This window comes from Janthinobacterium sp. OK676 (assembly GCF_900103595.1).
In the GTDB taxonomy this organism is placed as follows: Bacteria; Pseudomonadota; Gammaproteobacteria; order Burkholderiales; family Burkholderiaceae_D; genus Janthinobacterium.
In genome coordinates, this window is the sequence record NZ_FNHA01000004.1 from 397,256 (window position 1) to 409,712 (window position 12,457).

Annotated in this window: 13 protein-coding genes; 6 read left to right on the top strand and 7 right to left on the bottom strand. The window is 61.6% G+C overall.

What is annotated here, in order from left to right; translation table 11 throughout:
- The first annotated feature begins 114 nt into the window (after nt 1-114).
- The 3 genes from BLU39_RS11185 to cydX are packed head-to-tail and all read left to right on the top strand — an operon-like array spanning nt 115 to nt 3,008.
- The gene (locus tag BLU39_RS11185) at nt 115-1,692 is read left to right on the top strand and encodes a cytochrome ubiquinol oxidase subunit I (RefSeq protein WP_092712903.1); all 1,578 of its coding nucleotides are present in this window, start codon (nt 115-117) and stop codon (nt 1,690-1,692) included.
- Nucleotides 1,693-1,705: 13 nt separating this feature from the next.
- Nucleotides 1,706-2,860 (top strand): cytochrome d ubiquinol oxidase subunit II, encoded by a 1,155-nt coding sequence (gene cydB / locus BLU39_RS11190; protein WP_092712905.1) that lies wholly within the window; start codon nt 1,706-1,708, stop codon nt 2,858-2,860.
- Between the two features lie 22 nt (nt 2,861-2,882).
- Nucleotides 2,883-3,008 carry a cytochrome bd-I oxidase subunit CydX gene (cydX, locus tag BLU39_RS11195; RefSeq protein WP_092712907.1) on the top strand — a complete coding sequence of 42 codons (126 nt, stop codon included), beginning with the start codon at nt 2,883-2,885 and terminating at the stop codon, nt 3,006-3,008.
- A 57-nt stretch (nt 3,009-3,065) separates the two neighbouring features.
- On the opposite strand, the gene BLU39_RS11200 is transcribed toward cydX, so the two are convergent.
- The gene (locus BLU39_RS11200; protein WP_092712909.1) at nt 3,066-3,290 is read right to left on the bottom strand and encodes a hypothetical protein; all 225 of its coding nucleotides are present in this window, start codon (nt 3,288-3,290) and stop codon (nt 3,066-3,068) included.
- 266 nt (nt 3,291-3,556) lie between these two features.
- Complete coding sequence (locus BLU39_RS11205) at nt 3,557-3,745, bottom strand: hypothetical protein (RefSeq protein WP_070304418.1); 189 nt, start codon at nt 3,743-3,745, stop codon at nt 3,557-3,559.
- Between the two features lie 164 nt (nt 3,746-3,909).
- On the opposite strand from BLU39_RS11205, the gene BLU39_RS11210 reads away from it, so the two are divergent.
- Nucleotides 3,910-4,623: a hypothetical protein gene (locus tag BLU39_RS11210; protein WP_092712911.1), complete on the top strand. Its 714-nt coding sequence runs from the start codon at nt 3,910-3,912 to the stop codon at nt 4,621-4,623.
- A 58-nt stretch (nt 4,624-4,681) separates the two neighbouring features.
- On the opposite strand, the gene BLU39_RS28155 is transcribed toward BLU39_RS11210, so the two are convergent.
- The 3 genes from BLU39_RS28155 to BLU39_RS11220 all read right to left on the bottom strand — a co-directional run bounded on the left by BLU39_RS28155 (nt 4,682) and on the right by BLU39_RS11220 (nt 6,204).
- Nucleotides 4,682-5,080 carry a hypothetical protein gene (locus tag BLU39_RS28155; protein WP_139178228.1) on the bottom strand — a complete coding sequence of 133 codons (399 nt, stop codon included), beginning with the start codon at nt 5,078-5,080 and terminating at the stop codon, nt 4,682-4,684.
- 123 nt (nt 5,081-5,203) lie between these two features.
- On the bottom strand, nt 5,204-5,578 hold the full coding sequence (locus BLU39_RS11215) for a DUF1294 domain-containing protein (RefSeq protein WP_092712913.1): 375 nt from the start codon (nt 5,576-5,578) through the stop codon (nt 5,204-5,206).
- A 59-nt stretch (nt 5,579-5,637) separates the two neighbouring features.
- On the bottom strand, nt 5,638-6,204 hold the full coding sequence (locus BLU39_RS11220) for a methylated-DNA--[protein]-cysteine S-methyltransferase (protein ID WP_092712915.1): 567 nt from the start codon (nt 6,202-6,204) through the stop codon (nt 5,638-5,640).
- Nucleotides 6,205-6,297: 93 nt separating this feature from the next.
- Between BLU39_RS11220 and BLU39_RS11225 the strand changes: the two genes are divergently transcribed.
- On the top strand, nt 6,298-7,056 hold the full coding sequence (locus tag BLU39_RS11225; protein WP_092712917.1) for a nucleotidyltransferase domain-containing protein: 759 nt from the start codon (nt 6,298-6,300) through the stop codon (nt 7,054-7,056).
- Between the two features lie 3 nt (nt 7,057-7,059).
- On the opposite strand, the gene BLU39_RS11230 is transcribed toward BLU39_RS11225, so the two are convergent.
- A complete protein-coding gene (locus BLU39_RS11230; protein ID WP_139178232.1) occupies nt 7,060-8,895 on the bottom strand; it encodes a DNA/RNA nuclease SfsA in 1,836 nt (611 codons plus the stop codon).
- Nucleotides 8,896-9,057: 162 nt separating this feature from the next.
- On the bottom strand, nt 9,058-11,292 hold the full coding sequence (locus tag BLU39_RS11235) for a TonB-dependent siderophore receptor (RefSeq protein WP_175539266.1): 2,235 nt from the start codon (nt 11,290-11,292) through the stop codon (nt 9,058-9,060).
- Nucleotides 11,293-11,617: 325 nt separating this feature from the next.
- On the opposite strand from BLU39_RS11235, the gene BLU39_RS11240 reads away from it, so the two are divergent.
- Nucleotides 11,618-12,457 carry a hypothetical protein gene (locus BLU39_RS11240; RefSeq protein ID WP_139178234.1) on the top strand — a complete coding sequence of 280 codons (840 nt, stop codon included), beginning with the start codon at nt 11,618-11,620 and terminating at the stop codon, nt 12,455-12,457.

A 12,457-nucleotide genomic window follows, 5' to 3' on the forward strand; every position in this document is an offset into this window, starting at 1 on the left:
ACAGAACGGAGACACAGGCGCTGCCGTCCGCCGGCATGAGGGACGGTAGCAATCGAATTACATCAGATAGATACCAAGTCTACAATTACATTAGGGAAACACCAAGGAAATCATATGGACTTCGATATTGTCGCTTTATCCAGACTGCAGTTCGCGCTGACAGCTCTGTACCACTTTATATTCGTTCCGCTGACGATAGGCCTGTCAGTGCTGCTCGCCATCATGGAGACGGTCTACGTGATGACGAACCGTCCCATCTGGCGCGACATGACCAAGTTCTGGGGTGTCTTGTTCGGCATCAACTTCGCCATGGGCGTGGCGACGGGTGTCGTCATGGAATTCCAGTTCGGCATGAACTGGAGCTATTACAGCCATTACGTGGGCGACATTTTCGGCGCGCCGCTGGCCATCGAAGGCTTGATGGCCTTCTTCCTGGAAGCGACCTTCGTCGGCCTGTTCTTCTTCGGCTGGGACAAGCTGTCAAAGCGGGGCCATCTGGTCACGACCTGGCTGGTGGCCATCGGCTCGAACTTCTCGGCGTTGTGGATCCTGATCGCCAACGGCTGGATGCAAAATCCCGTCGGTGCGGCCTTCAATCCGCAGACCATGCGCATGGAAGTGACGGATTTCGGCGCCGTGCTGACGAACCCGGTGGCGCAGGCGAAATTCGTGCACACGGTGTCGGCCGGTTACACGGCGGCATCGATTTTCGTGCTCGGTATTTCCGCCTGGTATCTGCTGAAGGGCCGCCACGTACAGCTGGCCAAGCGTTCGATGACGGTGGCCGCCTCGTTCGGCCTGGCCGCCACCTTGTCGGTGGTGGTGCTCGGTGATGAAAGCGGCTACCTGTCGTCGGAACATCAAAAGATGAAACTGGCCGCGATTGAGGCCATGTGGACGACGGAGCCGGCCCCGGCCGCCTTCACGGCCATCGGTTTTCCCGACGCCAAAGCGCGCGAGACGCATTACGCCGTGCACATCCCGATGGTGATGGGCTTGATCGGCACGCGTTCGCTGACGACGGAAATCCCCGGCATTGAGCAGCTGGTCGACCGTGGCGAGCTGCTGATCCAGGACGGCATCAAGGCGTATGACGCGCTGCAAACCATCCGCAGCGTGGCGCCAGGCGCCCCCGTGCCGCAGGACGCGAAAGACGTGTTCGAATCGAAAGGGCAGTCCATGGGCTATGCCTTGCTGCTCAAGCGCTATGTCGACGATCCGCGCCAGGCCACGCCCGAGCAGATCCGCAAGGCCGCGCTCGATACCGTGCCGCCCGTGGGGCCGTTGTTCTGGTCTTTCCGCGTGATGGTGGGCCTGGGCATGTTCTTTATCCTGTTGACCGGCACCTTCTTCGTGCTGTCGACGCGCCGCACGCTGGACAAGCACCGCTGGCTGCTGAAGCTGGCCGTGTTCGCCATCCCGCTGCCGTGGGTGGCCATCGAGGCGGGCTGGATCGTGGCCGAAGCGGGCCGCCAGCCGTGGGTCATCGAAGGCGTGCTGCCGACGGCCGTGGCCGTCTCTAACCTGGGCGCTTCGACCCTGTTGATCACCATTGCCGGCTTTGCCGCCATCTACACCGTGCTGTTGATTATTGAAATGAAGCTCATGCTCAAGGCCATCCGCAAGGGGCCGCAAGAGACGGCGCCGGCCCCCGTGCCAGCGGCCGCTGCCATTCATACTCAACGCGCCTGAGGAGGACCAGACCATGATTTTGCATGAAATGATTTCGTATGAAACCCTGCGCCTGATCTGGTGGCTGCTGATCGGCATCCTGCTGGTGGGCTTTGCCATCACGGACGGCTTCGACCTGGGCACGGGCATCCTGCTGCCGTTCGTCGGCAAGACGGACCTCGAGCGCCGCGTCATCATCAACAGCATCGGTCCCGTGTGGGAAGGCAACCAGGTGTGGCTGATCCTCGGCGGCGGCGCCATCTTTGCCGCCTGGCCACAGTTGTACGCCGTCTCGTTCTCGGGTTTTTACCTGGCCATGTTCGTCATCCTCGTGGCGCTGATCGTGCGTCCCGTGGCGTTCAAATTCCGCAGCAAGCGCGAAGACCCGCGCTGGCGCGCCCGCTGGGACGCGGCCCTGTTCGTGGGCGGCTTCGTGCCGGCCCTGATCTGCGGCGTGGCGATCGGCAACGTGCTGCAAGGCGTGCCGTTCCGTTTCTCGCCGGACATGCATATCTTCTATGACGGCAGTTTCTTTGCGCTGCTCAATCCGTTCGCCCTGCTGTGCGGCCTCGTCTCGGTGGCCATGCTGGTGATGCACGGCGCCACCTGGCTGCAAGTGAAAACGGACGGCCCCGTGGCTGAACGCTCGCGCCGCTACGGCAGCGTGGCGGCGCTCGCCACCGTCGTGCTGTATGCGCTGGCCGGCGTGGCCCTGTGGCTGTGGGTCGATGGCTACCGCGTCACCAGCGCCGTCGTCGTCGACGGTCCGTCGAACCCCATGCTGAAAACGGCGCAGGTACACGTGGGCGCCTGGTTCCTTAACTTTGCAGCCCATCCGTGGACCTGGATCGCCCCTGCGCTGGGCTTGCTTGGCCCCTTGCTGGCGTTTGCCTTGCTGCGCGCGCGCCGCGAAGTGCCTGCCTTGCTGGCCAGCGCGGCGGCCATCGCCGGCATCATCCTCAGCGTGGGCGCGGCCATGTTCCCGTTCATCCTGCCATCGTCGATCGACCCGCGCGCCAGCCTGACGGTGTGGGATTCCTCGTCCAGCCACATGACCCTGTTCATCATGCTGGTCGTCACGGCCGTCTTCATTCCCCTCATCGTGGCGTACACGACGTGGGTATATAAAGTGCTGTGGGGTAAGGTCGACGGCAAAGCCATCGAAGACGACAGCGGTCACGCCTACTAAGAATTTACGAAAGGATATAACTATGTGGTATTTCGCCTGGATACTGGGTCTGCCGCTGGCGGCGACCTTCGCCGTGCTCAATGCGATGTGGTATGAAATCGCCGATGGCGACACGACGCCCGAGCAGTACCGCGACACGCCGAACTAGTCGCAGTACGGACTGAACAGCCCCGCCCGGCGCAATGCCCGGCGGGGCTTTTGCTTTTTACAGCAAGATGAATTCGCCACGGATGCGCAGTTTCATGCCGCGCGGCGCGTCGGCACCCGCCGCCACGGCCCAGGCGGTAAGCCAGCGCGCACAGCGTTCGCGCGCCGCCGCATCGGCCAGCGCCTCGTTCAGCCGCCGCAGGCGCGCATCGGCACGGTCGATGCGCTGGGCCAGGTACAGGCGCTGGTCCATGGGATCCGTCTTTTTGCTGTAATGCTGCATGGCTTTCCCTTTCCGCGTGGTAACAAATCAGGTGACGGCATAGCCATCTACGCACGGGAGCGTCATTTGGATGTGGTGCAGGCATAACCACCATGGCGGTGGCTTTGCAAGCTTGCAATGGTGGCGTCGTCGGCTTACGCGCTGCGCGCTAAGCCGACCTACTGGCTGGCGGATGGGCTGCTGGTGATGGGCAGTAGGTCGGATTAGCGGGGCAAGGCCACGCGTAATCCGACAATATTGTTGGCCGCGACGGTGGTGTCGTCGGCTTACGACCTACCGGCAGGTGGCTTGCTCGGCGGTTTGGGTGTTGCAATGGCAATCGGGTCGCTGGCCGGAAAGCTTTCCTTCAGCGCTTCATCGAGGATTTCCTCGGCGTGGCTTTCGCTGGCCGGCGTGGGTGAATCGCGCTCCGGTGGCGGGGCGGGTGCGGTGGCGGCGTTGGTGCTCGAATGCATGATGATCTCCTCGCGGTGGTGCGCCACGCTGCCGAGGTGGCCGTGGCGCGTGCTGCTGTTTCCAGCCTAGCACATCGTGCAGGAATGGCGCGCCGGATGCGCCTGCCGAAGCGATGGTGGCGGCGTCTGCTACACTGCGCTCCACTTTTCTCGATGGAACCGCCATGACTTCCTTATCCCTGCCATATCGCGCCACCGTACTTGAAGCCTGTGCCTGGCTGGCGCAACAGACGGGCACGCCCTGGACCCTGGCGCGCCTGCTGGAGCAGGGCGGCTTGCCGTACGTCTGGCTCGATTACAGCGAAGCATGGGCCGAGCTGTTCCATGACGGCTTGACGCGCTATGCGGCGCCCGTCGTGTTCATCGGCGACAAAGAGCATCTGGCCTCGGGCGCCGATGACGTGTGGCTGCGGTTTACGCGCGATTCAAGCGACATCGCCATCGAATTGAAGGCGCCGGGCTTGCGCGTGCCGGTCGATGGCTTGCATTTCCAGGAGCGCGATCTGCTGCGCTTGCTCAAGGACTTGCAGCACCCGGCCGGGGAAACGCTGGAAAAGGCGCCTGTCGTTCTGCCCAGCGCCCTGAAGGGTCTGGGGCGCGAGCAGATTCTGATGGCCTTTGCCGGCGTGGGCAAGGTCGACCTGGACCAGGGACTGGCCAGCGGCGTGGGCATCTTTGGCGACGATGGGGCGCGCGTGCGCAAGAATTCGCGCGGCGGCAAGAACAGCCACCTGTGGCATCCGGTGACCCTGGCGTTCGGCTTGCACGACGTGCACCGCGTGCCGATGGCGCATCTGAAAAAGGCGTTCGCCACGCAGCCCTTGCTGCGCGAATGGAAGGCGGATTGGCTGGAATCGTTGCGCTTGCTGGGCGAGTGACAAGGAAGCTAGCCTGTCGCGCCGGCGTCTTGTTCGGCGGCAAATGCTTTTCAACCGTTTATTGGCTCTCCTCGATCCTGCCGCCGCACAGCGTATAGCATGCTCTGTAGTCGGCGTCGCATTGCCATGTCGAAGCGCTGGATGAACAATACTGGCGTTTTTTCGAGCATGATTCGCGGTCCGCATCTGTTTTCGCCACGGCCAGGCAGAGTGAAACGGTACTGACGTTTCGCATCTCGCAAGCCTGTGCCTGGCTCGCCGCAATCTGCTCTTTGCCGGCAATGCATATTTGCTGATTGGTCCCGCAGCTCGTCACGCACTGGCGGCCCGCATCCGAATCCGGAGGAATATAGCGATAGCTTGTGCAGCCGGCCAAGGTGATTGCGAAACCAATCGCAACAGCAAGGCGTGACAAGAAGAAGTTATGTATGTGTGAAGTGCGATGTGAAGTGCGCATGGCCGAAAAGTGCTTTCCCGTGTCGATGAATTGGCTTGAATGCCGGAGATATTGATATTCTGACAGGCGATCTTTTCACCTACAACGCGCCGCAATAACTGTTACATTTTCGCTGCTGCGGTTTTACAGCTCGATGGGCGCCACCTCGGTGCCGATGTCGGGCGCCGCGTAATGCATGCTGAAATACACGAAAGCGCCGATATTGATGGCGACCGTGATCCAGAACAGCACGCGGAACGAGCGCTTGCTGGACTTGTGGCGCAGCCATTGCTGGGCCAGCACGGCGCCGGGCCAGCCGCACAACAATCCCAGCAGCAGCAAGGTGCGTTCCGACGTGCGCCAGCGGCCTTCCTTGGCGGCCGACTTGTCGATCGCATAGGCAACGAAGCAGCCCAGGCTCAGCACGCCATACGCGAGGGCGACAACGACGGGGATGTGGAAAAAGAACGTGGCCAGCAAATACAGAACGACAAAGAACAGGATGACAAGGTAGGGCATAGGATGTGTTGGCTTGAGCGAGGGGCGTGAGTATCCCACAAGTGGCGCCATGCCGCAGCCTAAAACAGACAGCCTTGCGCCGTATCGACGTGCACGGCGCGACGCCGGGCATGGCCCGTCTTCAGCGCTTCGCGGTCGCTGGACAGGGAAATGCCTTCCAGCGCCAACAAGGTTTCCTTCGCATGCAGGCCGCCCGCAAAGCCCGTCAGTTCGCCCGTGGCGCCGATGACCCGGTGGCAGGGGGCGATGATGGAGATGGGATTCTTGCCGTTGGCGGCGCCCACGGCACGCACGGCGGCGGGGCGGCCGATCTGGCGCGCGATCTCGCCATAGCTGCGCGTCTGGCCGTACGGTATCGTCAGCAGCGCGCGCCACACTTCCTGCTGGAATGGCGTGCCGGCAAAGTCGAGCGGCACCTCAAAACGCTGGCGCGTGCCGGCGAAATACTCGCGCAGCTGGCGCGCCGTTTCCTGCAGCACGGCGCAACCGTCATCGACGCGCATCGCACCCAGGCGCACGCGGTTCGGCTTGTCGTTTTCCCACAGGATGGCGGTCAGGGCTTCCCCGCGCGCCACCAGGGTCAGCTCGCCCACGGGCGAGGGCACCACGATGCAGTCGTATTCCATGTTTGTTCCTCGATCAGATGGCGCCAGTGTAGCAGGATGGCGGCAGCATGTATCTTGCGTGTAGGATGGCGTTTTCGGCATGGAGCACAGGCTTTGACGACGATCCCTACTTATGACGCCATCCGCGCGATTGCCCTGCGGCTGGTGCACGAGCACTATCCCTCGGCCGTGGCGGCCATCATCGGCGGCTCGTTCGCCACGGGCCGGCAAACGGCCACTTCCGATATCGACTTGCTGCTGCTGTTCGACCACGTCGACTGCGCGTGGCGCGACACCCTCGTCGCCGAGAGGCGCACGGTGGAGCTGTTCGGGCACGACATGGCCACGTTCACATATTTTTGCAAGGAAATGGATGCGCCCGGCGGCAAGGTGCCGCTGGCGATGATGGTGGTGGAAGGGGAAAACATCCTCGCCGCCGGCGATGCCTGCGCGCGGCTGCATGCGCTGGCGCACGCCATCGTCGAGGCCGGTCCGCCCGTGCTCAACGCGGAAAACCTGCAGCGGCGCCGCTACGCCATCACCACGGCGCTGGAAGACCTGGTCGACAGCACGCACCCGGGCGAGGCGGTGGCCGTCGCTTGCCAGCTGTACGAAGCGCTGGCCGACCTGCGCTTGCGCGCGGCCGGCGAATGGAGCGGCGGCGGCAAGCACCTGTTCCGGCGCCTGCAGGCATTCGACGCCGCCATCGCCGTCCAGCTAGACGGCGCGCTGCGCCTCGTCGCCAGCGACTTGCCGGCCGGCCAGCGCGCCTTCGAGCAGGTCGCCGCCGCCGTGCTGGCGCCGGTCGGCGGTCCCTTGCTCGATGGTTTTACCTTGCCGGCGCCTGCGCACTGGAGCAGCGACCTAGGATGAGTCTTACTGTTGCGGCCAGCGCTGTGGCTGCTTGCTCTTGATGAAGTCAGCGACTTTCTTGACGTTGGCGTAGCCATCCACGTCTTTCCACGTCGTGTACATGAAGCCTTTGACGCTGTTAACGCCATTGGCTTCCGCTGCCGTCAACGCATCGAGCCATGATTTGAGGGCATCGAGCTCCGTGCTTTCATCATCATAGTAGCCGGCAATCATTTGCTGATGGCCCAGCGCATGGAAAAATTCCAGCGATTTTTTTTTCAGTGCCAGCGTATTCGTATATTCCTTTTCCGAACCTCCTGTCCAGTTGACCACGGTGGTGCTGGATTTCAATCCTTTCCACGAGTCGGTTAGATCTCCATTGACTGCCCAGTATTTTGGAATCGCGTTCATCTTTGGGTCGAACATATCATTCCAGACATACAGCTCCACGTTGGGGTAAGCGTCCAAGAGTACCTGTTGATGCCGTGCGATTGTATTGGCCAGATATTTCCCGCCTGTTATATTGCCGCAAGCTGGGTCCCAATTCATGACCCGATTCTCGTCGTAGTAAAGAAAGAACTTCTGTGGCGCCGATAAGAGCGCGTAAGTTTTGTCGAAGTATCTTTTTTGAATATCAAAGAATTTTTCGTGACAGGCGCTGGCCGGCGTTGACCACATCGACGTCATATTCTGGCCAGATTGATAGGAGGATACGCGGAGTATCTGGCCTTCCCGGATCGTGCTATTGGCCGGAATTGACAAGGACTCCATGCCGACGATGTAATCTGCCGGTGTCTGGGCGTCGCTATTCCACTCGGCGTAGCTGATGCTACCGTCAGCGGACGTCACGCTGATTGGCAGTGATTGTGGATCGCGTCTGATCGTGTGGGAAAGGCCGATTTCGCGGATTTCGACATCGTCGAGCCAGGCAAGGCCATCTGAGTTGCTGCCATTGCCCTCGTTCATGAAATATAACTTCAAGCTGGAATTGTTGCCGCTATTAAAATCCAGATTGTATTGCTTCCAGCCTTGGGTAGTCGCGATGATATTTTCGTCGGAATTCCACAGGCCGTTGCTCGTGCCCCAACCCAGGCGCGCATTCGGATTGGAGTACATGGGCGTTGCACCCTCGCCATAAATGCGTATGCTGAGAGGCGCATTGTAGTTTTTTGTTGCGATCCAGAAGGACATGCGATATGCCGCATGCGGTCGTATATTCGACAGGGTGCGCAGCAGGCGCGCGCGATTGGTCTGGCTTGCTTGCGTGAATTTGACGGAAGTCTGGCCCGAGTGCGCTTCAATGGTGTCGTAAGCAAGGCCGCCGACATTTTTTTCGATCAGATCCCACGCCGCATCGCGATTTTCAAAGCTGCTGTCGCTATTGATGATCTGGCCCTGCGGAACGGCGTGTCCATCGTGCACGATGAAAAGAGTGTCTTTGACAGGCAAGGCTTCGATCAAGTCAGGCGCGACTTTGGCTGGCATTTCCGGGCCGCCGCCAACTGGAATCAGCTCGATACCGTTTTCTTTGGCCTCTCGCACGATTTCCGCGTAGTTCGGATAATAATCAGGGTGAGGGGCAGTTGCGCTTAACATGCTGGCGAACGACCCATTGGCACCAGGATTGAATGCAATGCCATTGTAGCCTTCGGCCTTGGCGACGTGGATCAGTTCCAGCAGTTTCTTGTGGCGGGCATCCGCAGAAGTTGGAGCCCTGGTGATATTGCCGCTAAAATAAATCCAGCGTTTTTCAAAGCAGTTCGTGCACGAGGGCGTTGTCGCGTTGGCGGAAAGTACCGGCAGCACACTGGCGCATAAGAGCGCAAGCGCCGTCCACAACATTGTCTTTTTCATTTTCATCAGATATCCCTGTTTTAAATTTTTGATAATATCAAAAAATCATCAAAACAAGCGCATGTTCATCGATAATAGTTGGCTATTTCAATGCCATATCAATCAATGCGCTATCGCGCCACTGCGGACAGGGGCCGTCCGCAGTGCATGCGTTGGAGACGAAATTATTTAAAACGCCGTGCGCACGCTCAGACTGATGTTGCGCGGCTCGCCCCAGAACACGCCGTCGAAGAAGCCCACGTTGCGGTAGTACTTTTTATCGAGCAAGTTATTCACGTTCAGCTGCACGCTGACGTGGCGGTTGAGCGCGTAGCTGGCCATGGCGTTGAACAGCGCGTAGCCCGCTTGCGGGATATTCGTGATCTTGTTCGATGGCGGGCGGCCGTACCACGACTCGCTGTAGGTGGCGCTTTGCGCCGTCATGCTGGCGCCCGCCCGCAAGCCGGCCAGCTTGCCGTCGAAACGGTAGCTGGTGGCCAGGCGCAGCAAGTGGCGCGGCTGCGTGGTGGCGGCGCGGCGGCCATCGGCCTCGGCCGCGTGCAGATAGGTATAGCCGCCGCTCGCTTCCCAGGCGGGCGTGATCAGGCCGGAGACGTCGAACTCGACGCCCTTGGCCGTCACGCCGGCGCCATTGGCCACCATGGCCTGGCCGCCATCGGGCAGCAAAAAGCCGGGCGGTACCGTGCGGTCGAGTTCCGCCAGGTTTTTTTTCTTCGTGTGGAACAGGGCGGCCGATGCGTTCAGCTTGCCTTCATAGAATTCGCCCTTGATGCCCAGCTCCGCATTGTCGACTGTCTCCGGCGCCAGGAACTGGTTGTTGCGGTCCTTGCTCGATTGCGGGTTGAACAGCTGCGTGAAGCTGGCATAGGCCGAATATTGCTTGTTGATGTCGAACACGGCGCCCACATAGGGCGTCACTTCATTGCGCGTCTCGGCAAAGTCGCTATTGTCCGTGTGCACGCCCCGTGTATCGTAGTTGCGCGTATCCGTGCGGTAAGTGCTGCTGCGCGCGCCGATGATCACGTGCAGCGGATCGGCCAGGCTCAAACGCGTGGCGACATAGCCGCCCGCCAGGCGCGTGACGGCTTCCGTGTGCGAGCCGTCCGGGTGGAAAACGGGGCGGGGAATGTTGCCCGTCCAGCTGCGGTAATCGGGAACGAAGGCCGGGTAATCGATGTCCGCCTCGCCGCCGAGCGAGCGGGCGCGCTGGTTGCCGCCGTTCCAGCCGACGATGGCCGTATGCTTGCGCCCCAGCAAGGTGAACGGGCCGCTGGCGTACAGGTCGAAATTGTCGTTGGTGGTCTTGCCCGGGCCATAGGCGCCTGTCCACAGCAGCATGCCTTTGCCCGTGGCCGGGTCGGGATGGCCGCCACCCGCATAGGCGACCGTGGTGCGGTTCGTGCTTTCCGTACGGGCATAACCGAGATGCATATTCCAGTTGCCGGGCAGGCGCTGGTCCAGCGAGGTGAACAGCGTGTGCTGCTTGTTGGCCCAGGTACTCCATGGCGTCGTGAGGCTGGTATTGCGCGGCAAGTTGGCCAGGCTGCCGTCCGCGTTCCAGTAGGGCACGGCGCCCCAGGTGGCGCCCGTGGGCTTGTTGTCCTGGAAGTCGACACCTGCCGTCAGCAGGGTGCCGGGACGCAAGTCCGCTTCGACGATGACCATGCCGACCGTCTTGCGTTCGTGATACATGTCCAGGTAGGAATCGCGTTTTTGCCAGGCCAGGGCCGTGCGGGCGCGCACGCTGCCCTCCGCGTTCAGCGGCGTGGACAGGTCGGCTTCGAAGCGCTGGTCATCCCAGCGGCCCATGATCAGGCCGGCGCTGGCCTGGAAGGTTTTCGTCGGCCGCTTGCGTATCATGTTGATGGTGGCCGACGGGTCGCCCTTGCCGCCCATCAAGCCCGTGGCGCCGCGCACGACTTCGATGCGGTCGTACAAAATCGTGTCTTGCAGCGGCGCATTGCCGCCGCGCTCCATGCCGTCGATCTGGAGATTGTTGATGCCGAAGCCGCGCGCATAAAACCGCGTGCGTTCCGTGTCGTTCTGGCCCACCTGGATGCCCGTCGTCTGCGCCAGCGCCTGGTCCAGCCGTACGGCCCCCAAGTCATCGAGCAGTTGGCGCGTGATGACGCTGACCGATTGCGGCGTTTCGCGCAAGGTCAGCTCCATGCGCGTGGCGCTGCGCGCTTCGCCCGCCGTGTACGATTGCGTGCCTTCCGTGGTCGCCGTCGACTGGCCCAGCACGGTGACGGCCGGCATGGTGACGTCGGCCGCGGCGGCGTCGGCTGCCTGTGCCGGCAAGGCGACGCCAGCGGCAAGGCCGAGCAGGGCGATGTGTAATAAACGGGGGAGGGGGCGCAAGGCGGGCCGGCGCGAAGAAGTAAGGACTGTCGGTGATTGCATCATTTTCCTGGAATATTTTTAGTCGTGAGTGTTCCTATCTCGTCTGGCGAGGTGCGCAGTAGCTGGGGGGATGGCTTGACGCTGGCCCGTGGTCTGGCTTGGATAGCAGTTCCACCGCAAGGCCCGGCGCGGACGGGCAGTGGAAAAGAAGGGCGCGCGATTCTCGTCATTTTTGTAAATAAGAATCATTATCAATATAAGCGAAATTTGCCAAATAATCAAGCGCGCGCACCAAAATAGTGCGGAAGGGCCAAGGGCGGCGCATCGCCCGGCCTTCTGCGATAATGCAGGCGCTGACAAATATTTTCCTCTTTGAAAGAAATGCATGCGTACATGGATCGCCTGTGCCGGATGGTTGTGTGTCGTATCTCTGGGCCAGGCCCAGGAACACGCGCCGCCGCCGGCTGTTCCCGCGCCGCTGCAAAGCGCCAGCGCGCCGCCCGCCGCCGATGCCGTGACACCGTCCGTTACACCGGCCCCGACCGCCGCGCCAGCGGAGGAGGCGCAGCCTTCGCAAACGGTGACGATCACGGCGAGCAACGACGCCAAGGCGCCGCGCGTGCGGTTCACGTCCTACCGTGAAAGCTATCTGACGGCCAGGAAAGTGTGGCAAGTGTCGAGCGGCAGCGTGGTCATGGCCCTGCGCCTGATTCCTGCCAAGCTGAGCGCTACCATCGACGACGTGCGCGTGGCCTTGCAAGGCAATGGCGCACCCATGCCGATCAAGGTATCCGATGGCGGCGTGTTTGTCGTGCCGCTCAACGATGATATCGCCGCGCAGGATGGCACTTTTCTCGTGAACAAGGGCAAGGGCGAGCTGACGGCGAATATCGTGCTCCAGCCGTCCGTGGCGCGCGATGCGTGGAACGTCACGCGCGTGGGGCAAGTCCTGCACGATGCGCGCCGTGCCGTGCGGGCCATCACGCCGTGGTACAAGCGGCCATTCGCCAGCGACGTGCAATCGCTGGCCTTTTGCGCGGCCGAGCGGGGCAGCGCCTTGCGCTTGATGGATGGCGAGCAATTGATTGCCACCTTGCCCATGAACGAGGCGGCCGTCAACGACATCAACCAGCCCGTGTTTTGCAAGATTTTCGACGGCGAAGACAAATATCCGGGACACTACCGCGTCGTCTTGCCCGAGCAGGCGACGGTGTTGCTGCTGTAG

What these genes read in the sequence shown, in the direction of transcription:
- BLU39_RS11215 (WP_092712913.1), bottom strand. Translation starts at nt 5,578, where the DNA reads ATGCCCTACCTTGTCATCCTGTTCTTTGTCGTTCTGTATTTGCTGGCC.
- BLU39_RS28155 (WP_139178228.1), bottom strand. Translation starts at nt 5,080, where the DNA reads ATGCGCACTTCACATCGCACTTCACACATACATAACTTCTTCTTGTCA.
- BLU39_RS11185 (WP_092712903.1), top strand. Translation starts at nt 115, where the DNA reads ATGGACTTCGATATTGTCGCTTTATCCAGACTGCAGTTCGCGCTGACA.
- cydX (WP_092712907.1), top strand. Translation starts at nt 2,883, where the DNA reads ATGTGGTATTTCGCCTGGATACTGGGTCTGCCGCTGGCGGCGACCTTC.
- BLU39_RS11200 (WP_092712909.1), bottom strand. Translation starts at nt 3,290, where the DNA reads ATGCAGCATTACAGCAAAAAGACGGATCCCATGGACCAGCGCCTGTAC.
- BLU39_RS11230 (WP_139178232.1), bottom strand. Translation starts at nt 8,895, where the DNA reads ATGAAAATGAAAAAGACAATGTTGTGGACGGCGCTTGCGCTCTTATGC.
- BLU39_RS11240 (WP_139178234.1), top strand. Translation starts at nt 11,618, where the DNA reads ATGCGTACATGGATCGCCTGTGCCGGATGGTTGTGTGTCGTATCTCTG.
- BLU39_RS11210 (WP_092712911.1), top strand. Translation starts at nt 3,910, where the DNA reads ATGACTTCCTTATCCCTGCCATATCGCGCCACCGTACTTGAAGCCTGT.
- cydB (WP_092712905.1), top strand. Translation starts at nt 1,706, where the DNA reads ATGATTTTGCATGAAATGATTTCGTATGAAACCCTGCGCCTGATCTGG.
- BLU39_RS11235 (WP_175539266.1), bottom strand. Translation starts at nt 11,292, where the DNA reads ATGCAATCACCGACAGTCCTTACTTCTTCGCGCCGGCCCGCCTTGCGC.
- BLU39_RS11220 (WP_092712915.1), bottom strand. Translation starts at nt 6,204, where the DNA reads ATGGAATACGACTGCATCGTGGTGCCCTCGCCCGTGGGCGAGCTGACC.
- BLU39_RS11205 (WP_070304418.1), bottom strand. Translation starts at nt 3,745, where the DNA reads ATGCATTCGAGCACCAACGCCGCCACCGCACCCGCCCCGCCACCGGAG.